23 protein-coding genes are annotated in these 19093 nt (G+C 55.3%); all 23 read left to right on the plus strand.

The window, feature by feature from the left end; genetic code table 11:
- The first annotated feature begins 17 nt into the window (after window positions 1–17).
- The 23 genes from traV (at window position 18) to M2422_RS23325 (ending at window position 19064) form a co-directional block, all read left to right on the plus strand.
- The gene (traV, locus tag M2422_RS23215) at window positions 18–572 is read left to right on the plus strand and encodes a type IV conjugative transfer system lipoprotein TraV (RefSeq protein ID WP_259143024.1); all 555 of its coding nucleotides are present in this window, start codon (window positions 18–20) and stop codon (window positions 570–572) included.
- Window positions 569–847, plus strand: a complete 279-nt coding sequence (locus M2422_RS23220; RefSeq protein WP_259143025.1) for a hypothetical protein — start codon at window positions 569–571, stop codon at window positions 845–847. The genes traV and M2422_RS23220 overlap by 4 nt, the downstream gene beginning before the upstream one ends.
- The gene (gene traC, locus M2422_RS23225; RefSeq protein ID WP_259143027.1) at window positions 844–3450 is read left to right on the plus strand and encodes a type IV secretion system protein TraC; all 2607 of its coding nucleotides are present in this window, start codon (window positions 844–846) and stop codon (window positions 3448–3450) included. Before M2422_RS23220 ends, traC begins: the two co-directional genes overlap by 4 nt.
- Window positions 3447–3863, plus strand: coding sequence for a type-F conjugative transfer system protein TrbI (gene trbI / locus M2422_RS23230; RefSeq protein WP_259143029.1), 417 nt, complete (start codon window positions 3447–3449; stop codon window positions 3861–3863). Before traC ends, trbI begins: the two co-directional genes overlap by 4 nt.
- Window positions 3860–4492, plus strand: coding sequence for a type-F conjugative transfer system protein TraW (gene traW, locus M2422_RS23235; protein WP_259143031.1), 633 nt, complete (start codon window positions 3860–3862; stop codon window positions 4490–4492). Before trbI ends, traW begins: the two co-directional genes overlap by 4 nt.
- On the plus strand, window positions 4489–4881 hold the full coding sequence (locus tag M2422_RS23240) for a hypothetical protein (RefSeq protein ID WP_259143033.1): 393 nt from the start codon (window positions 4489–4491) through the stop codon (window positions 4879–4881). The genes traW and M2422_RS23240 overlap by 4 nt, the downstream gene beginning before the upstream one ends.
- The gene (locus M2422_RS23245; protein WP_259143034.1) at window positions 4872–5162 is read left to right on the plus strand and encodes a hypothetical protein; all 291 of its coding nucleotides are present in this window, start codon (window positions 4872–4874) and stop codon (window positions 5160–5162) included. The genes M2422_RS23240 and M2422_RS23245 overlap by 10 nt, the downstream gene beginning before the upstream one ends.
- Window positions 5153–5698: a hypothetical protein gene (locus M2422_RS23250; RefSeq protein ID WP_259143035.1), complete on the plus strand. Its 546-nt coding sequence runs from the start codon at window positions 5153–5155 to the stop codon at window positions 5696–5698. The genes M2422_RS23245 and M2422_RS23250 overlap by 10 nt, the downstream gene beginning before the upstream one ends.
- A 102-nt stretch (window positions 5699–5800) precedes the next feature.
- Window positions 5801–6022, plus strand: a complete 222-nt coding sequence (locus M2422_RS23255; RefSeq protein WP_259143036.1) for a hypothetical protein — start codon at window positions 5801–5803, stop codon at window positions 6020–6022.
- A gap of 55 nt (window positions 6023–6077) precedes the next feature.
- Complete coding sequence (locus tag M2422_RS23260; RefSeq protein WP_259143037.1) at window positions 6078–6401, plus strand: hypothetical protein; 324 nt, start codon at window positions 6078–6080, stop codon at window positions 6399–6401.
- A complete protein-coding gene (gene traU / locus M2422_RS23265; protein WP_404997324.1) occupies window positions 6398–7396 on the plus strand; it encodes a conjugal transfer pilus assembly protein TraU in 999 nt (332 codons plus the stop codon). Before M2422_RS23260 ends, traU begins: the two co-directional genes overlap by 4 nt.
- Window positions 7397–7406: 10 nt before the next feature.
- On the plus strand, window positions 7407–8030 hold the full coding sequence (trbC, locus tag M2422_RS23270; RefSeq protein ID WP_259143038.1) for a type-F conjugative transfer system pilin assembly protein TrbC: 624 nt from the start codon (window positions 7407–7409) through the stop codon (window positions 8028–8030).
- Window positions 8027–9880 carry a type-F conjugative transfer system mating-pair stabilization protein TraN gene (traN, locus tag M2422_RS23275; RefSeq protein ID WP_259143039.1) on the plus strand — a complete coding sequence of 618 codons (1854 nt, stop codon included), beginning with the start codon at window positions 8027–8029 and terminating at the stop codon, window positions 9878–9880. The genes trbC and traN overlap by 4 nt, the downstream gene beginning before the upstream one ends.
- Window positions 9877–10659 carry a type-F conjugative transfer system pilin assembly protein TraF gene (gene traF / locus M2422_RS23280; protein ID WP_259143040.1) on the plus strand — a complete coding sequence of 261 codons (783 nt, stop codon included), beginning with the start codon at window positions 9877–9879 and terminating at the stop codon, window positions 10657–10659. The genes traN and traF overlap by 4 nt, the downstream gene beginning before the upstream one ends.
- Before the next feature lie 9 nt (window positions 10660–10668).
- On the plus strand, window positions 10669–11151 hold the full coding sequence (locus M2422_RS23285; RefSeq protein WP_259143042.1) for a hypothetical protein: 483 nt from the start codon (window positions 10669–10671) through the stop codon (window positions 11149–11151).
- Window positions 11148–11366 carry a hypothetical protein gene (locus M2422_RS23290; protein ID WP_259143044.1) on the plus strand — a complete coding sequence of 73 codons (219 nt, stop codon included), beginning with the start codon at window positions 11148–11150 and terminating at the stop codon, window positions 11364–11366. Before M2422_RS23285 ends, M2422_RS23290 begins: the two co-directional genes overlap by 4 nt.
- Window positions 11356–11967 carry a type-F conjugative transfer system pilin assembly thiol-disulfide isomerase TrbB gene (locus M2422_RS23295; RefSeq protein ID WP_259143046.1) on the plus strand — a complete coding sequence of 204 codons (612 nt, stop codon included), beginning with the start codon at window positions 11356–11358 and terminating at the stop codon, window positions 11965–11967. Before M2422_RS23290 ends, M2422_RS23295 begins: the two co-directional genes overlap by 11 nt.
- A 17-nt stretch (window positions 11968–11984) precedes the next feature.
- Window positions 11985–12248, plus strand: a complete 264-nt coding sequence (locus M2422_RS23300) for a hypothetical protein (protein ID WP_259143049.1) — start codon at window positions 11985–11987, stop codon at window positions 12246–12248.
- Window positions 12245–13609 carry a conjugal transfer pilus assembly protein TraH gene (traH, locus tag M2422_RS23305; protein ID WP_259143052.1) on the plus strand — a complete coding sequence of 455 codons (1365 nt, stop codon included), beginning with the start codon at window positions 12245–12247 and terminating at the stop codon, window positions 13607–13609. The genes M2422_RS23300 and traH overlap by 4 nt, the downstream gene beginning before the upstream one ends.
- Entirely contained in the window at window positions 13609–17034 is a 3426-nt protein-coding gene (gene traG, locus M2422_RS23310) for a conjugal transfer mating-pair stabilization protein TraG (protein WP_259143054.1), read from the plus strand. The genes traH and traG overlap by 1 nt, the downstream gene beginning before the upstream one ends.
- Before the next feature lie 12 nt (window positions 17035–17046).
- Window positions 17047–17643, plus strand: a complete 597-nt coding sequence (locus M2422_RS23315) for a hypothetical protein (protein WP_259143055.1) — start codon at window positions 17047–17049, stop codon at window positions 17641–17643.
- Window positions 17644–17825: 182 nt separating this feature from the next.
- Window positions 17826–18557 (plus strand): conjugal transfer complement resistance protein TraT, encoded by a 732-nt coding sequence (traT, locus tag M2422_RS23320; protein WP_259143056.1) that lies wholly within the window; start codon window positions 17826–17828, stop codon window positions 18555–18557.
- Window positions 18558–18749: 192 nt separating this feature from the next.
- Complete coding sequence (locus M2422_RS23325; protein WP_259143057.1) at window positions 18750–19064, plus strand: hypothetical protein; 315 nt, start codon at window positions 18750–18752, stop codon at window positions 19062–19064.
- Window positions 19065–19093 lie beyond the last annotated feature (29 nt).

Raw genomic sequence — 19093 nt, forward strand, 5'->3', positions numbered from 1 at the left:
CCAACCGGAGTTATCCCATGAAAAACCTATTGGGTGCTGCACTGCTGTGCAGCGCACTGACCGGCTGCGCCGGTCTCAATTCTGATTTCGACTGCAACAAGACCGCGACTGACCAGTGTCTGACCACCGGTGAGGCCAACAAGCTGGCCGCTCAGGGTAAAAGCCTGGATGACCTGACGGCCGATAAAACCGCAAAAAAGCCTGCGGGTGAAACCCTGCCGGCACTGCGCAATTCGGCACCGGTCGTGAACCCATTCCGTCCTGTCTCCGTCGCAGCAACCGGAACGACTGCCGCTAAGCCAGTTTCAGCCCGCCCGCTGACTACTTCCCCTGCCGGGAGCACAAGCTCACTGGTCACGCCGCTGGCCACGACCAGTCGTGCGACACCTGTGCCGGTTAACACTGCAGGCCGCGTTCCGGTTCAGCGTATTCCTGATGCCACGCAGCGCCTGTGGATTGCGCCCTGGGTCGACACGGACGACAACTTCCATCAACCAGCCGTGGTCGAGTTCGTGAAAAACAAATCCCACTGGGATGAGAGTTACCGCGTTATCGGAGAGGGGGGTGAATGATGACACGCCAGGTGGTGACTTACCCGGTAAATGTAAACGACTTTTCTTCCCTCCCCGCTGACTGGTTCAGCAGATCGAGAAAGTTCTCTCCGGGCCTGGTGCCCGTAGTGGAACCTGGAGCGCCGCAGCTGGAGGATGAGACGCTCGCCGCCCTGAGAGTGAGCCATGACTGGCAGACTGATACTGCTGGTGACGGACAGCGCAGCGGTCAGATGAACGAAGAGAAACTGCGTCGCCTGGAGTTAATCCGGGCAGCAGCGGAGGGTCGAAAATGAGTTTTGTCGACAACCTGATGGACATGCTGAAGAACGGGAAGCAGGAAGACGGTGCCGCGACGGCCCGAAACAACCTTTCCCAGACCTGGGACTATCCGTCCCTGGTCGCGGCGCTCCCGTACCGGTATTACGACGATACTAATGAGATTTTCGTCAACTCCGGCTCTGCGGGCTTCATTATGGAAGCCGCCCCGCTTCCCGGCGCGAACGAGCAGGTGATGGCCGCCCTCGATGACATGCTGCGTAAAAAACTGCCACGCCAGACGCCCGTCACCGTCATTATGCTTGCCAGTAAATGCGTCGGGGAACGTATCGATCGCGGCGTGAGTAATGACATGTGGAAAGGTGGGATGGCCGATCACCTTAATAAAATCACCCGCGCGTTCTGGCAGCGCTCCGCGCTGCACGGTCTGGCCAACGAGCGCGAATATCCTCTCTATCTTCGCAACTACCGTATCTTTCTGGTGTACGGGAAAGAAGTCAAACGTGCCTCCCAGACGCAGAGGGTGATTGATGACCTGATTCAGATACGTAACACCATCCGCGTCTCCCTGGGCGCTGCGCGCATCGAAAGCATGAATATCGATGTGCACGGCTTCCTGTCTGCAGTGCGTGAGCAAATGAACTACCGTCAGGAGCAGGTGCTGACGTCCTCCGGGGACTACAACGAGGATGAGAAGCTCAACCGCCAGGTGGTTGATCCCGGGATTGATGTGCGGGTACATCCGGGACATATCCGGATGGAACTGCCGGAGACCATCGACACTCGCGGGACACGCATGCCGGCATCAGCATGCCGCATCATCAACATGCAACTCAGCAAAAATCCGCGACGCTTTGCGCTCTGGCAGGGCGCAGACAACCTGCAGAACCTGCGCTTTCCCGATCTCGGTATTCCCTGTCCGTTTATGCTGACCTGGACCACCGAGCTGGAAGAACAGACCAAAAGCCAGAGCGAGGCGTTCCGTAAGGATACGGACCTGTCTAAAAAGGCCAACTCAGCCTACGCGGCACTTTTCCCGGGTACCAAAAAAGCGGCAGAAGAATGGCGACGGGCACGTGAGCAACTGAACAGCAATGAAATCGCACACTGCCGAACCTATTTCAACCTGACCCTGTTCGCCCCGGACAACAATACGGAGGCGCAGAAGTGTGAACTGGCAGCCGTCAACGTGTTCCGTAAGAACGAGTTGGAGATGGTCACGATACAGTACCAGCAGATGCGTAACTGGCTGGCCAGCTTCCCGTTCGTTATGCAGGAAGGAATGTGGGAAGATCTGAAAATGACGGGGGCAACGCTGCGCGCCAAGTCATGGAATGCGGTGAGCCTGATGCCGGTTGTGGCCGAGCGCCAGCTGTCAAACGTGGGCATGCCGTTACCGACCTACCGCAATCAGGTGGCGTTCTACGACATGTTTGGTGAGGAGAACGGCAGCACCAACTTTAATATCGCCGTTACCGGCACATCCGGGGCAGGGAAATCCTTCCTGACACAGGGTATTCTGCGAGATGTGTTAAACGCCGGGGGGTATGCCTGGGTTATCGACATGGGGGACAGCTACAAGAACTACTGTCACCAGGCCGGCGGGGTCTACCTCGATGGCTCTAAACTGCGCTTTAACCCGTTCGCCAACGTTAAGGACATTAACCATTCTGCGGAAGGGATTGTGCGCCTGCTGACGGTACTCGCCAGTCCGACGCAGCCGCTGGACGGCGTCTGCGAAGCGATCCTGCAGAAAGCGGTAATGGATGCATGGGAGAAGAAGGCAAACAAAGCCCGTATTGATGACGTTCATAATTACCTGACCAACGAGGACATCAATAAGGCGTTTGCGGACAAGCCGACCATCATCGCGCGCCTTGCCGAACTGGCCATGCTGCTCGATACCTACTGCACATGGGGGCCGGACGGCGAATACTTCAATGCTGATAACCCGACGCTCGATGGCGAAACCCGCTTCGCGGTGCTGGAACTGCTGAGCCTGGAAGACAAACCAAAGCTGCTCTCGTCCATCCTGTTCTCGCTTATCCTGGCGATTCAGGAAAAGATGTACCACAGCCCCCGCGACCTCAAAAAAGTCTGCATTATCGACGAAGCCTGGCGTCTGCTGGGTGGTTCCAACCCGCACGCGGCACGGTTTATCGAAACCGGATACCGCACCGTGCGCCGTCACCGTGGCGCGTTTATCACTATCACCCAGGGCATCAAGGACTTCAGCGCCAGTAAGGAAGCCGAAGCCGCCTGGAACAACAGCTCCACCAAAATCACCCTGTTGCAGGATGCGAAGGCCTTTAAACAGTACCTTGCCGATAACCCGGATCAGTTCTCGGACATGGAAAAAGAAGTTATCCGTGGCTTCCAGCCAGCCCTGCAGACAGGCTACAGCTCCCTGCTGATAAACGCCGGTGAATACAGCTCCTTCCATCGCCTGTTCGTCGACCCCGTCACGCGCGCCATGTTCAGCTCCCGTGGTGAGGATTTTGCGTTCATGCAGAACGCGCAGAAAGCCGGGGCGACTTCGGAAGAAGCGGCATATCTGCTGGCGGAGAAGAAATACGGCAGTGAACTTCGTGAACTTGAAGAATGGGTGAACGCAGCATGAGTGAACAAAACGACAAGCCATATGACGGTGACACCGTTCGTGATGGCGCAACGATGGCAGGATGGTTGACCTCCCGAAGTGTGAAGCTGGCCGCCTGGGTGTTTTTCTTGCAGTTGATCATGACCGCAGCAGGATGGGGTTACTTGAAATCCACAGCACCGGAAGTGGTGGTCTTTGACATGAAAGGGACGGTTGACCTTTTCATTCAGCAATCCGCGCAACTGCAGCTCGATGAAGACAAAGCCCGGGCAATGACGGCCCGCTTCAACTCGGCGCTGACCGACAGCTTGGGTGAGTGGCAAGCCTCACATAACGCCATCATTCTGGTGAAACCGGCGGTCATGAGTCCGCAACGGGATATCACGAATGAGATCAGGGCTGATATAGCACGACGCACCCAGGGGGGCCAGTGAAAAGACGACTGCATCTGATGGCCATGCTGCTGATGCTCTCAGCCGGCAGCGGCGCGAAGGATCTGGGTACCTGGGGCAACGTCTTTGAGCCTGCCGAGCAGGACATGCTGGCGTTTATCCAGAACCGTCTGAAGGGGATGGAGCAGTCGGGCGAACTGGACCGGCTGCGCAGGGAGGCGACGGACAGGGTGAAAGAGCATGCGGTACGCCCGACACCGGTGGCGGGACTCACGAAAGCAGAGGAATACCGCAGCTTTGCGTGGGACCCAACCTTCACCGTAAAGGAAACGATCACTGACATGCAGGGAAACATTATCGCCCGTAAGGGCGACACGGTGAATCCCCTGGATAAGGTGCCCTTCAGTCAGGTGCTGTATTTCATCGACGGTGATGATAAAGGGCAGATGAACTGGATCCGTCAGCAGATCGCCGGCCAGACAAACGTGAAGGTAATCCTGGTGAAAGGCAACATTAAGGAAACCAGCGATGCACTGAACGAACGCATCTTCTTCGATCAGTCTGGTGTACTGACCCGTAAGTTTGGTTTTGAACATATCCCCGCGCGCATCTCACGCGATGGCCGCGTGATGAAGGTGGAAGAAATTCCGGTATCAGGAGCAAAAAAATGAGCGCAACCACGTTAGGTGATCTGTTTCCGCACATGCACGAGGCCGTCACAACGCATCGCCGCTACGCTAAACAACCCCGCAAAGCATCAGCAGTCACATCCCGCATGGGTACGGCAGAGCGGCTAAAGACGCTGTATCCGGAGCTGGATTCCTGGCATCCGGTACTGGTGACCAAAGCCTGGCTTCACTGGTGTGGCCAAAACCGGCAGGAAACCCGCGAGCCGGAAAAACGCGATGAGCGTTTCCCGGATTACATCGTTCACCTCCTGCTGGAGACCATGCGGGCCGAGGACAACGCGAAACGTAAAAAGGGCCAGACGCTGTCACTTTCCGAGCGTCTCGACAGACTGTTTTCGGGAGATGAGCAGGAGAATGTTGAATGTCACTGATACTCAGCACCCCTTTGCCGGACACGCCGCACTTCATGGCGTGTCGTGACGCAGAGTCGAATGCAATGCCGACTCTCAGCGAGGAAGACGTAAAACAACTCTGCCGTCTTTATCCAGAAATCGCATCCTGGCAACCGGCGCTGATCGCTGGAGCCTGGCAACAGTGGTGCGAGAAAAACCAGCTTCTGCCGACGGTGCCGGAAAAACGCGACGAGGCGTTTCCGCTGTTCCTCGTCAGTCTTATCCGTAACAGAATGGAGGAGATGAACGCATGGCGCTAATCAGCTGTTTAAACGGACAGGAGGGGCTGCAGGGGATGCTCACCTGTTTGCGCGACACCGAGGGTATGACCGGTCTTCTTGTCGTGGTTGCACTGCTCGCTGGCTGGATTGGTGTTCAGCATTTTGCAGATGTACGGCGTGAACGCCGGGTGTGGAAGAGTAGACCGGGAATACCCGTTCCGCCGGTACAATTTGGCAGCGCCAGACATGCTGAGGCGGTACACGCCTTTGCTAACCGGGAGTATTACCAGGTGATGCTCGCCGAGCTGGAACTAGGTCTGACCGAAGCGGGGTATGCACTGACGCGTGATGAATCACTGCGCGTAACGATGCCGACAGCAGACCTGCTGGCCGTAAGTCGCAGGATTATTCGGGCGCGTATGCATTATGTCACACCGAGAGTCTCTGAACAGGCGATAAAAGACAGCGAGGATGTGGCGGTGAACGATGGGTATGCCGGCACGTGGCTCAGTGTGCTTATACGTGGTAGTGAGCGCGCTGGCTGGTATATCACCAGACCCGAAAACAGCCATTGATTCAACCGCGCTGCCATTCAGGATGTTCGGTGCTCACTGCGTTGCGCTCCGCCTCAGCCTGAATGTCATCCCGGTTTCCGATAAACCCGACCAGGTAACGCCATGAAAAAAGACCCTGATACTGAAAAGGGCAGGAATGTCACCATCTCGTCAGTGCGCCACGATGAGGGTTCAGCCCGACAGCTGGATGAAATCCTTAACGATAATCCATTGTACAAACCCTCGCATGTTCTGCGCGGAGCCATTCTTGCCCTGTACGAAATGAGCCAGGAAGAACGTCTGGCCATCATCATGAAAGCGGCCGGTAAAGCCAAAAACCTCTGATCTTTCTTTAAGCCCTCCCGCCGTCCGGTGGCTGCGGCATGCCCGGAGATACCCCATGACTCACCCTGAAAAAATCAGGCCGGTGACGGTTACCCGTGACCGCAACGGCTTCTGGACGCACCCACACTACTTTACACCTGCCAGTGATGAAGCCACGCAGACTGAGTTTGGCGACTGGATGCGCCTGAACAAACTGACCTGTGCCACCCGCTGGATGGAAAACGATGCTCCTCCCCAGGTGATTACCGCCTGGGAAAACGGGGCGTCGGACATCAGTGACTGGCAGCCGTCAGCGCCAGCCGGAGAGGGCTGGTTTATCGGCTCCATTCATGACACTGAAGATGGTCCGGTCTGTGTCTGGCTGCGGGAGGTGAAATGAAGCATGTGTCATGGTTTGCCGGCATGTTTCTGCTTCTGCTGTCATCGTTGCCTTTACAGGCAACGGCCGCCGCAAGTAACGCCGGTGACGGCCGCTGGGTTAACCCCATAAGTGATGTCTGCTGGAAGTGCCTGTTCCCGATGACGCTTGGCAATATTCAGCTGGCCGCCGGGCCGCAAAAGGACACCAATAACCCCTCCATGCCGATCCAGATTTGTCCATACGGTGTGTTTTATCGCATCGGGCTGGCCATCGGGTTCTGGGAGCCAATGGCGATGGTGGACGTAACCCGGGAGCCGGGCGTCATGGTCAACATGGGAGGGTTTAAAATCGATCTCGGACGAACGGGTACGGGAACCGCAGGACAGAGCGACAGACCCGCTGCCGGTACGTTCTACCATGTTCACTGGTACAAATACCCGCTGATTTTCTGGCTTAACATCATCACCAGCCTGGGTTGTCTGCAGACCGGTGATATGGATATCGCCTATCTGTCTGAAGTCGACCCCCTGTGGAACGACAGTACGCTCTCGATGCTGATTAACCCCGAAGCGGCCCTGTTCGGCAATTTAATTGCCCAGGGGGCCTGTGCTGCCGACGCGGCTGCATCCTCAGCGGGTTTGCCGCTTTCACCGCTGTTCTGGTGCGCGGGCAGTCAGGGTTCGATATATCCGCTGACCGGCTACACCAGTGGTGAATTTTCCCCTCTGGAGGCTTCCCTGCTGGTCGGAGAACGAATGGCCTTCAAAATGCATCGCGAGGGGCTGGTCTGGAACTCTGTGGGCGCGGACGTCGCCGTTTGTAACCAGTATCCATCCCCGATCATACCGAAAGAGCGATGGCGGTATCAGATGGTGAACATGTACCCCGAACCGGGCAACTGCCACCCCTTCGGGGCCAGCACGCAGCTGTGGGGCACAAGGCACAACTCACCTTCATCCAAAAAGAATTTCGGCTATCTCTTCTGGCGCAAACGTAACTGCGTCTTCCTCTGAGGACATGACAATGAAAAACGCTTATCTCCGGGCGCTGATGGTCAGCGTCATGGTGGGTTTCACGCCACTGGCCCTGGCGAGCACCCAGACAGATATCTCCGTCTCCGACCATAACTGGATCAAAGGCCAGCAGGACGCGCTGGCGGCCATGAAGGAAGACCTGCAGAGTCAGCCAGCCGGTGTATCCGTGTTGCCGCAGCCGCAGCAGGATCTGATTAACCGCCTGCAGGGTAATATTGCGGCACAAACCTCCACGATGGGGGACAAAGACACGTTCCCGGCTATTTACTTTGTGAGCCTCGGCATACCGCGTGAAGGCCTGCTGCCCATGCTGAAAGACGCGCGTCGCTACAACATCCCGCCCACGCTGCGGGGCCTGGTGAACAATGATATGCGTCAGACCGCGGCGGCGATGTTTGAGCTAAGTAAGGAGGACAAAGATGCTGGCGTGCAAATCGATCCGACACTGTTCACGCAGTACAACATCACGACAGTGCCGGCACTGGTGGTGACCTGCCCGGGACATCATGATGTTATCCGGGGAAGTCTGCCGCTGCAGCAGGCGCTGGAGAAAGTCGCTGAAAGCGGTGATTGTGCGGCAACGGCACGCCATCTTCTGGAGGCTGCCAAATGAAAAAAATATTTCCAGCGGTACTGATGCTTTTCCCTCTCTTGGTGGGCGCAGCCGATCCTGCCTTTGAGGCGGGAGCGAGTTTTGGTAAAGGAAATGCCTCTGCCGGTACCGGAGCGCTGAAGAACCCCGGCGCGGTGACAGGCGCTATTCCTGGCTATACCGCAAACCCGCCTGAGAAAGGGTATTACGGTGGGGTGGATGGCGGAGACGGCGGGCTGGCCAGCAAAGGCCAGGCGGCGCTGCAGGGCAATGACGCAGCGCAGTCGGTTATCAACTCCGGCAAAACGAATCCGGTTCCCGCCATCGATCCGCAGGCACCTTTCATCACGATCGGTAAAAATGCGGAAGCCGGCGCAGACGGGGTGCTTAACGGAACCGCGAACCAGTGTAAGGAGGTGACGGTATCGAAAACCACCTTTGAAAACTACAGCTGCGACAAGGATGTGGCCTCAGTTGAAGCCTGCTCCCGGACCGCAACCCCTGGCGGACGTTCATCAACCACCACGGTTCAGAAAACCTTCACCCTGACCGCTGCGGATGTCGTATTCAGTATTAACGGCACATCCTTTAACTTTAGTTTTAATGCACCTGCATCAGGCCCGGTGATCAGCGCCCATTTTTACTGGGCAGACCGGGAAGTGAATGCCGGGAAAATCTCCTGGTGGGGCGTCAGTCAGACAATGGTCGGGAAGAATTTTGACTGGGAAATGCCGGGCGCGCCAGGTACGCCGCTGTCAAAAGGGGGCTCCTTACCTGCGGGTACCTACATCAGTACAGGGTGTACCAGCGGAAATAAGGACCGTTGTGAAAAGCACATACGGGAACAGATCGCGGATTTTCAGTCCGGTGCTTCAGGCTTCAAGCTGCTTCTGGTCATGAATGCGGTCGAAACCACCTTTACCCCCGAAGTGACCTGGTCCTCATCCTGTGGTCTGGATATGGCGAAGGCGCAAAAAACAACGTCAACCTGCACCTCTCCGGGGGGAAACAAGACCATTGTCAATGATGGTCAGAGCTATGACGTCTACAGCGACTGCTGGGAGTACACCGATAACTATGTCGTTCCGTCAGACTCAAAGGGAACCTGCGGGACGCTGATGACGAACCCATCCTGTACTGTTTCACGCACAACCTGTACCGAGTCGACTGACGGACAGTGTACTCATATGAGCTACACGTACCAGTGTCAGACCACGCACCAGTCGGGTGGCCTGGTCTGCGGGGGCGATTATATCTGTAAGTCCGGAGAGTGTGACGACACCAATGGTGCAGGGAGTAGCGGTTTTGATACGGCGGTAGCGAAACTGGCCGGTCTGGCGTCAGCTGCAGAAGATGCAAAAGATGCCAGCAGTACCATTGAAGTGAAAGCCTTTACGGGTAAGGCCATGCGATGCCGTAAGGCGTTTGCGGGTTTCTCCAACTGCTGTAAGGACTCCGGATGGGGACAGGATACCGGACTGGCCTCCTGCGATGACGAGGAAATGGCCATCGGTAAAGCCAAAGCCAAGAAGATTACCGTCAGTGTGGGTGAGCGTTGTGACCGCAAGGTTCTGGGAGCCTGTATCCAGAAAAGCCAGGTGTACTGTGTGTTTGACGGCAAGCTGGCCCGCATCATTCAGGAGCAGGGACGTCGTGACCAGCTGGGTGTGAAGTTCGGCAGCGGTGACAGTCCGAACTGCCGGGGGATCACGGTCCCTGAACTGCAGAATATCGACTTCGATAAAATCAACTTCTCCGACTTCTACGAGGACTTGATGAAGAACCAGAAAATCCCCGATACCAGTGCGCAGGTCCAGCAGATTAAGGAGCGTATTGCCGCCCAGGTGAACCAGCAGGGAGGCGGCAAATGAAGCGTGTCCTCTGTGGTCTGCTGATGGCGCTGGCGAGCCATACGGCGCTGTCCGAGGAGATTGTGACGCCGGCAGAGCCGTTCACCGGATGGTCCTGGTACAACGAACCGAAAAAGCCCCCTAAACAGCCAGAGAAACCGCCGCAGCCTGCGCAAAAGGCGATCCCGGATCTCAGCAAAATGTCCCCTGTGGAGCAGGCCAGGGTGCTGAAAGGGTACACACAGGAGGCGCTTAACCGCGCCATCCTGTATCCCTCGCGGGAAAACACGGCGACGTTCCTGCGCTGGCAGAAGTTCTGGACAGACCGGGCATCAATGTTCAGCCAGTCCTTTGCGGCGGCGCAGCTGAGCCATCCGGACCTCGACTACAACCTGGAATACCCGCACTACAACAGCATGGCCCCGTTTATGCAGACGCGTGACCAGCAGACGCGGCAGAGCGCTGTTGAACAGCTGGCGCAGCAGTACGGTCTGTTCTACTTCTACCGGGGAAGCGACCCGATTGATGTGCAGATGGCGGGTGTAGTGGCGGATTTTGCGAAAACCAACGGTATTTCGCTCATTCCGGTGTCAGTTGACGGACAGGTTGCGGCTTCACTACCTCAGAGCCGTCCGGATACGGGGCAGTCCCGGTCAATGAATATTAACCACTTCCCGGCGCTCTACCTGGTTGATCCGGCCAGTAAAAACTACCGTGCCCTTTCTTACGGCTTCATGACGCAGGATGATCTGTCGAAGCGATTCCTGAACGTGGCCACCGGTTTTAAACCCAATTCCTGAGAGTCTCTCATGCTAAATACACTTTTCACCCTCATCCGTGATGCAGGGCGGTTCGCCCTGTACTCCCTTGTCTTTGGCCCGGCACTGGCGATGTATGTCTTTGTCATGCTGGCTGCGTCTGACGGCTCACTTTCGCGGCAGTTCCTGACGACGTTTCATGACCTGACTGACGGTGTGCCTGCCGGCAAGGTGTTGAGTTGCGTTAATGACATGGCGCCGGTCATTCGGCAGACACCGCAGGAACCTGGAGTAAATACTCAGCCCCAGTTGCCGGTAAGCCCGACGGAAGTATTGTGTCAAAAGGGTCCCGTGGACAGCGAAATATGGGCGCGCTCAGCGGATGCCAGTTTGTGGAACTTCTGGAGCATAGGGGTGATGTTTGGCTGCGGGGTATGGTTTGTTTCCCGTCGTCGGGCGTTTGCCGCCCAAAAGCGTATTTCACCAGACACACATTCGGTTTTAGTGCTGCAAAATAAGGAAAAACACGAATGAGAGCATCTCTTCTCGCAGGGCTGATTTTCTGGGGCACGATGGCGCGCGTACTGAGCGAGCTGATGACCCTGTCAGTGGAGCATACCCAGCAGGGGCTGCTGTGGCTGTGCAATGGCATGTGGGCCGGCGCGGGGGGCATGGTGATTTTTGCCTTATGCCGCTGTCTGCGCCAGGACAGAACGCAGAAGCATAATGAGGCTGACCATGAACATTAAAACTGGCCTCATGACTCTGTTGATGTGTCTGCCCCTGCTGTCGCATGCCGGGGCGCGGGAAGAACTGCTGGCGCTTGAAGCGGCAAAGGTGACCTCACCGCCTGACGCTTCGGCCATCACCTCGTCCCCTCCTGCGGTCCCGGCTCCCGGCAGTCTGATGCTGCTGCCGGACGGACGTCGCGCGAATATGAAAGACTATGCCGTGGTGCTCTTTATGCAGGCTCACTGCCAGTACAGCGCAAAATTCGATCCGCTGCTGAAGGGCTGGGCTGATGAGCATACCATCAGAGTGTACCCGTACACCCTGGACGGCGGTGGCGACGTGTCCTACCCCACGCCGATGATCCCGCGTAAGACGAACCCGAACTCACCGATTGCGGATGAGATTGTCACCTTCTTCGGAAACGGCCTGCCGATTGCGACACCGACGGCCTTTATGGTCAACGTCAACACCCTGAAGGCATACCCGCTGACCCAGGGCGTGATGGACATTCCCGCGCTGGAAAGCAGGATGGCCAGCCTGATCCAGGCTGACATGGATAACATCGATCCGAGAACGCTGCCGCCCCTGCCGGCAAGTGCGCAGGTCACCCCTCAGTAATACAAACGGACTACAAAATGACGACAAATTCGTATGCGTTATCGCGTACCGAGCGCGTGTGGCTGTTATTCAGCGTGACGCTGCTTGTGTCCGCAGCCTTCTATGGCGTACTGGCCCACCGGGTGGTCAGCGTCCTGGACCGCCCTGAACTGACCGCCTGTCTGCAGGACTTTCCGGTACTTCTGCTTATCTCACTGAGTGTCGGTTTTTTTTCAACCACCACCGGGCTGTACGTCTTGCGTCAGACCCTGATCCGTCAACCCCGGGAGGAGATTGCATGATCAAGGCACTTATAACAGCAGGCGCAGTATTTTTCGCAGGCCTGGCTGCGCTGTCGGCACAGGCGGACGTGAACGGTGACCTGAACGGCTTCTTCAATAATCTCGGCTACAGCGGCAACGTTTCCCAGGCACAGGCCTGGCAGGGGCAGGCGGCCGGGTACTTCTCCGGTGGCTCCGTCTACCTTCGCAACCCCGTCAAAAACGTCCAGCTTATCTCGATGCAGCTGCCGTCGCTGAACGCGGGCTGCGGTGGTATCGACGCGTATCTCGGGTCGTTCAGTATGATCAGCGGGGAGGAAATTCAGCGGTTCGTGAAGCAAATCATGAGTAACGCTATGGGCTATGCCTTCGACCTGGCCCTGCAGACGATGGTGCCTGAGCTGAAGCAGGCTAAAGACTTCCTGCAGAAGCTGGCCACCGATGTTAACTCCATGAACATGAGTTCGTGCCAGGCCGCTCAGGGGATTATCGGTGGGCTGTGGCCCGTGACGCAGGTCTCCCAGCAGAAAATCTGCCAGGACATTGCCGGCGAAACCAACATGTTTGCTGACTGGGCGGCATCCCGCCAGGGCTGCACCGTCGGCGGGCAGGGCGACAAGGTCACGGCCAAAGCGGGTGAAGGCGAAAAAGACCAGGTCCTGAAAAACAAAAACCTTATCTGGGACACGCTCAGTAAGAACGGGCTGCTTGGTAACGATCGCGCGCTGAAAGAACTGGTCATGAGTACCGTCGGCTCCATCATCTTCAATAAAAACGGGGATGTCACCATTCTGACGCCGCTGGTCGATAACCGCGACCTGATTAAGGTGCTGATGCGCGGGGGTACGGCGAAGGTCTACGGGTGTGATGAGGCAACTCTCTGCCTTAGCCCTGTCGTCACTAACCTGACCGTTTCTGAATCAAACGCCCTGGTCACGCTGGTCAAAAACCTGATGCTCTCGATGCAGAACAAGCTGGTTGAGGACAAGGCGCTGACCGATCAGGAAAAAGGGTTCGTGAACACCACGTCCGTACCGGTGCTGAAATACCTGACCAACGCCCAGAGCATGGGCATGAGTGCAACCTATCTACTGCAGGTCTCTGATTTTATCGCCCAGGACCTGATGATTCAGTACCTCCAGGAACTGGTGAAACAGGCAAGTCTGTCGCTTGCCGGCAAGAACTTTCCGGAAGAGGCCGCCGCGAAGCTGCGTGACAACGTCATTCATGCGCAGGGACTGCTGGCCGACATGAAGCTGCAGTCAGCCGCTGACCAGAATGCGCTGGACGGCATTGACCGCAATATGCAGTACCTGCAGCAGCAGGTGTCCACCATCGTTTCAGGCTCCTATCAGAGCAACTATCACTGGGGTGATCGCTGATGCTTGAGATATACACCATTTATGGCGGGGGGATGTGGAAAACGGCGCTGGACGCCGTTGTCACCCTCCTCGGACAGAATACCTTCCACACCCTGATGCGAATTACCGGCACCTTCGGGGTGCTGGCCGTGTTGTTCACCTTCATCAAACAACGTAACCCGATGGTCTTCGTCCAGTGGCTGGCGGTCTTCATGATCCTGACATCCATTCTGGTGGTTCCGAAACGCACTGTGCAGATCATTGACCTCTCAGATCCGGCTGCCGTATGGAAAACCGATAACGTGCCGGTGGGACTGGCGGCGATTGCATCACTGACGACCAGTATCGGATACAAGATGTCATCAGTGTACGACATGCTGATGGCCAGACCCGACTCAGTCACCTACAGCAAGACCGGGATGTTGTTCGGCTCCCAGATTGTGGCGGAAACCAGCGACTTCTCCACGCAAAACCCGGAGCTGGCACAGATGCTGCCAGACTACGTGGAAAACTGTGTCATCGGTGACATTCTGCTGAACGGCAAATACACGATTAACCAGCTGCTGAACTCCACTGACCCACTGACGTTGATAACCAGCGATCCCAGCCCGCTGCGGGGCATCTTTAAAATGACCTCTACCACACGGCAGTTTCTGACATGCCAGCAGGCCGCCACGGAAATTAAAGCGCTGGCCAATACCGACGTGAATCCGGGCAGTGCGACTTTTACCTGGCTGACGCGTAAGGTCTTTGGCAACAAGATGAATGGGGCAGCGCTTCTGTCGAATGCGATGGGTGAGAGTTACGGTTACTTCTATTCCGGCGGCATGACGGCTGCGCAGATCATGAAGAACAACATTACCAACAGCGCAGTCCGGCAGGGGATTAAGGGCTTTGCGGCGCGTTCTTCCGATACCGCCAACCTGCTTAATCTGGCCACCGCGAACGCGGCGACCAAACAGCGTCTCAGTTGGGCGGCCGGTAGCGAGCTGGCAACCCGCACACTGCCATTCGCGCAGTCATTGCTGATGCTCATCCTGGTGTGCCTGTTCCCGCTGATGATTGCGCTGGCAGCATCCAACCATTCCATTTTCGGTCTGAACACGCTGAAGATTTACATCTGCGGCTTCATTTACTTCCAGATGTGGCCGGTGATGTTCGCCATCCTGAACTACGCCGCCAACTACTGGCTGCAGAGCCAGTCCGGGGGCACCCCCCTGGTGCTGGCCAACAAGGATATTGTTGCGCTGCAGCACTCTGACGTGGCCAACCTTGCGGGTTATCTGTCGTTGTCCATTCCGGTGCTGTCGTTCTATCTGACCAAAGGGGCGGCTGCAATTGGCTCTCAGGTGGCAGGCAGTGTGCTCAGTTCGGGGGCATTTACATCTGCAGGTGTGGCAGCGACCACGGCAGACGGCAACTGGTCGTTTAACAATATGTCTATGGATAACGTCAGCCAGAACAAGATGGACACGAACCTGGTGCAGCGTCAGGGTCAGCAGACCTGGCAGGCTGACAACGGTTCAACGCAGACCCAGACTGCCGGTGGACATACGGTAATCGACGGCTCAGGTGCGATGTCGAACCTGCCGGTGAACATGAAGCTCAGCCAGCTGGCCAGCAGTGGATTCCAGGAATCTGCCCGTCAGTCACAGGTTCAGGCCCAGACGGCACTCGATGGCTACAACCACAGCGTTACCAGTGGCTGGTCGCAGCTTTCCCAGCTGTCTAAGCAGACCGGTACCAGTGACAGCCTGACTCAGGGCAGTGAAAACAGCCAGGCGACGAATGCGACCCGCGGTGCCAGCATGATGTTGTCGGCAGCAGAAAGCTATGCGAAAGCAAACAATATCTCCACGCAGGAAGCTTATAATGAGTTGATGTCAAAATCTGTCGAAGGCAGTGTTAGTGCCGGCGCAAGCGGGAAATTCAACACCGGTGATCAGGCATTTGGCAAAGTCGGCAAGTGGGCAACCGGCGTTAGTTTTGAAGCGCATGCGGGCGCAGAAGTTAAAGGTTCAAGTGGAAGTTCGCATGGCACTCAGGAAACGCATTCCAGCAATCAGGATATGCGACATGACCAGAACAGCCAGGCGGTTAATGATTTCCGTCAGGGGATGGACATGGTCAAAACCAGCCGTGTCACTGATGGGGCGAATCATACTGAGAATGCGGCAAGCAGCAATGTACAGCAGCTGGCCGCAACACTTAATGATGCTGAAAGCCAGTACCATCAATACACCACCAGTTCTACGCAGAGTAATGAATTCAGCCGTATGGCAACGGTTGCACAGAACCAGAGTGCAAGCCTCGACACGAACTATACGCAGGAGTTTGTGGACTGGGCGGCGAATAAATATGGTGACAAGGCTCAGTCCATGCTGACAAGCGCCCCGTCGGCGCGTGAGGCCGCGATGGAGTTCGTGAATGAACGTCTCAAGCCTGAAATTATGGGCGACTACCAGCAAGGACGTTCGGACCTGGCCAGCGGTAGTGAACATGCAGCATTCAGCGGAGAGCACATTGTCCAGCCTGCCAGCAGTAATCAACAAACACAGACTTCTGGTGCATCAGGTAATGACAGCAGGGTGAATTACAGCTCTTCAGATAACAGCTCTTCCAGCCCGACTGTAGCAGGTACTCATCATGCCGCTGGAATATCACAGGTCACGGAGTACGGAAGCAAGCCCGGTGATCAGGTTTCAGCAGGAAGTGAAAATGTATCGGTGAGAACAGCCAGTTCTGCGTTGGGTAATGATGGATCGTCATTGCAAGCGCATAGACAAACTGAAAGTCACTTTTCGGTTGGAGGACATAACGTAAATCCTTCTGACTATGGAAGGCATGAACAAAGCACTGACATGCACACAGGCGATCCTGTCAGAGCAGGAGGGCAGAGAAGCGAGCAAAGTGGCATCTCAATGTCAGCCAGCGAACATGATACCGGTCGACATTCCACTGAACGGCAACGGGCTGGCTCTACTGGTGAAATTCATCAGGAATTAAACCAGAACGGAACCATTCGAGAGCAGGCTGTAGCGGCGAGCCAGGGTAATGAAATGACGCATGGTCGTTCAGCCGTGAATGTAGCAGGGCAACGGGTACCTGATAACGTTATGCAGGATGCTTTCAAACAAAACCAGGCAAAACTGCAAGAGCAGTCAGGTCAGGGTTTTGGTCCACAAAATGACTTACAGCGTCGTGTAGCGGAACAAAGATCTGAAAATGAGCATAAAATCAACGAATCTTCTGGGGAAATCAATAAAAAAGAATCCACTGTTCAGGCATCCAGTGATATATTAAAAGGAGAACAGCATAACTCACAAAGTTCATTCTCTAAGGGTTTAAATACAGAGAAAATAAAGCAGGGGGAATCATCTCCCTCTGGGCATGATGACGAAATGAAACGTAGATTAGCTGAGCTAAGATCAAGGAAGGCAGGCTGATTAGGAGGGTATATGGTATATACAAATGGTGATGCTAAAAAAGAAATCGCGGATATTATTGCAGGCATAAGCAGTGATGCACGTCCAGTGTCATCGCCAAAAGAAGCTTTCAAAATTGTAGCCATATACCCTTCTCTGATGCTACTAACTGTCATTCTGATGTGGTTTGTTTTCTATGCAATTATTGTTCTGAAGGGAGATAATTCAGGTCAGGCATTAAAATTTTATTTTGAAGCAGCTGAACTAATTATGGGTTATGGAGGATGGCTATCTATCGGTGTAACAACCGGGATCGCAATTTTCTTTATAATCATAAATTATTCAACGGCATTGATGTATCTCTCCATACCTGAAGAGATGCGGTGTCGCTCTAAAATTATCACTTCTATGAAATCTGCTGTTAAAAAGACTGCACTAATACTATGGGTTACTGCCATTTTGTTGTCGCTCGTGGGAGTGTTCTCTGATTGGATGATTCTACTAGTGGGCAGTATTCCTGCTGTTTTGTTTATATCAGTCTTTATAATTAATGGATATCTAGGACTTCAATGCACTCGTTACGGTCTTGGTTCATTAATGTCTGCGGCTAACAAGGTTCTTAGTCGATAGTGATTTAAATATTTGCCTTAAGTAAAATCCAATCCTTCCCAAAATATAACCCCCCACACCCACTATGGGTTAGGGGGGTTTATTATCACCATTAATATAAATTCTCCATCAAATCTGCCGATAACATCTCTGTTAGCTCTGTCTCGCTAACGGGGATGTTTTACTATGCACAGGACGAATACATGAAATTAAAACAATTAGCCGTTGTTGGTCTGGTGGCTTCTGCTCTGGCGCTTTCTGGATGTGGTGCCATGTCCACAGCGGTGAAGAAACGTAATCTCGATGTCAAAACCCAGATGAGTGAAACCATCTGGCTTGAGCCATCATCAGAGAAGACTGTCTATCTGCAGATCCGCAATACTTCCGACAAGGATATGTCTGGCCTGCAGGCACAAATTACGAATGAACTGGCCGCAAAAGGTTACCGTGTCTCCAGTTCTCCGGATACGGCCTACTACTGGATTCAGGCGAACGTACTGAAAGCCGAAAAAATGGATCTGCGTGACGCGCAGGGCTTCCTGAAAACCGGTTATGAAGGTGGTGCAATGGGCGCAGCACTGGGGGCCGGCATCACGGCTTATAACTCCAGTTCAGCGGGCGCGACCCTGGGGGTAGGACTGGCCACTGGCCTGATTGGTATGGCTGCAGATGCAATGGTCGAGGACGTTAACTATACGATGGTGACGGACCTGCAGATCTCCGAGCGCAGCAAAGCGACCGTCACGACAGACAACATCGCAGCGCTGAAGCAGGGGACGTCTGGCGTTAAACTGCAGACCAGCACCGAGCAGGGCAACCGTGCCAAATACCAGACCCGCGTGGTCTCCAACGCCAACAAGGTGAACCTCAAGTTCGAAGAGGCGAAGCCTGTTCTGGAAGCCCAGCTGGCCAAATCCATCGCCGGTATCATGTAAGACCCTGCGGCTGTGGCGACCGTCACAGCCGTTACTCCTCCCACACTGATTTATCACCGTGCTCATTCCGGGCAGGGTGCGTCAGTGCTGTCTGTCAGTTCCCGGAAATGACGCTTCCTCGCATGACTGCGCCAGGCGCAGCCCTGTCTGCGGCGAGCGTTGCGTCCTTAATTTCAAAGGAATTCACACATCATGATGCCTCAGAGAAATGAACGTGCAGATTACTCAGCTGAATTCTGGTCGCTTATTCATCTTGAAAGTGAGCTGATGACGGCAGTCGCCTGGCTGAATGTATTCGGCTCACTTCCGGAAGGTCAGGGCATGACCGTTATTGCCGGCTGGGCCGGCTATGAATTCACCCTTTATGGTCTGGAACCCCGGGAGTGGCATTCTGCTGCTTATGCTGATGTGGCATCGTCAGTCCGTGCTTTGGCTGCGTACATCAGTCAACAAGACTGGGAGGACGGATGCGAGCAGGCCAGATATGAGCTGAGCCTGCTTGAATAGCCTGTAAGTTTTACCACGCGTGGCCCTCA

This window comes from Enterobacter sp. SLBN-59 (assembly GCF_024807915.1).
Classification (GTDB): domain Bacteria; phylum Pseudomonadota; class Gammaproteobacteria; order Enterobacterales; family Enterobacteriaceae; genus Enterobacter; species Enterobacter asburiae_B.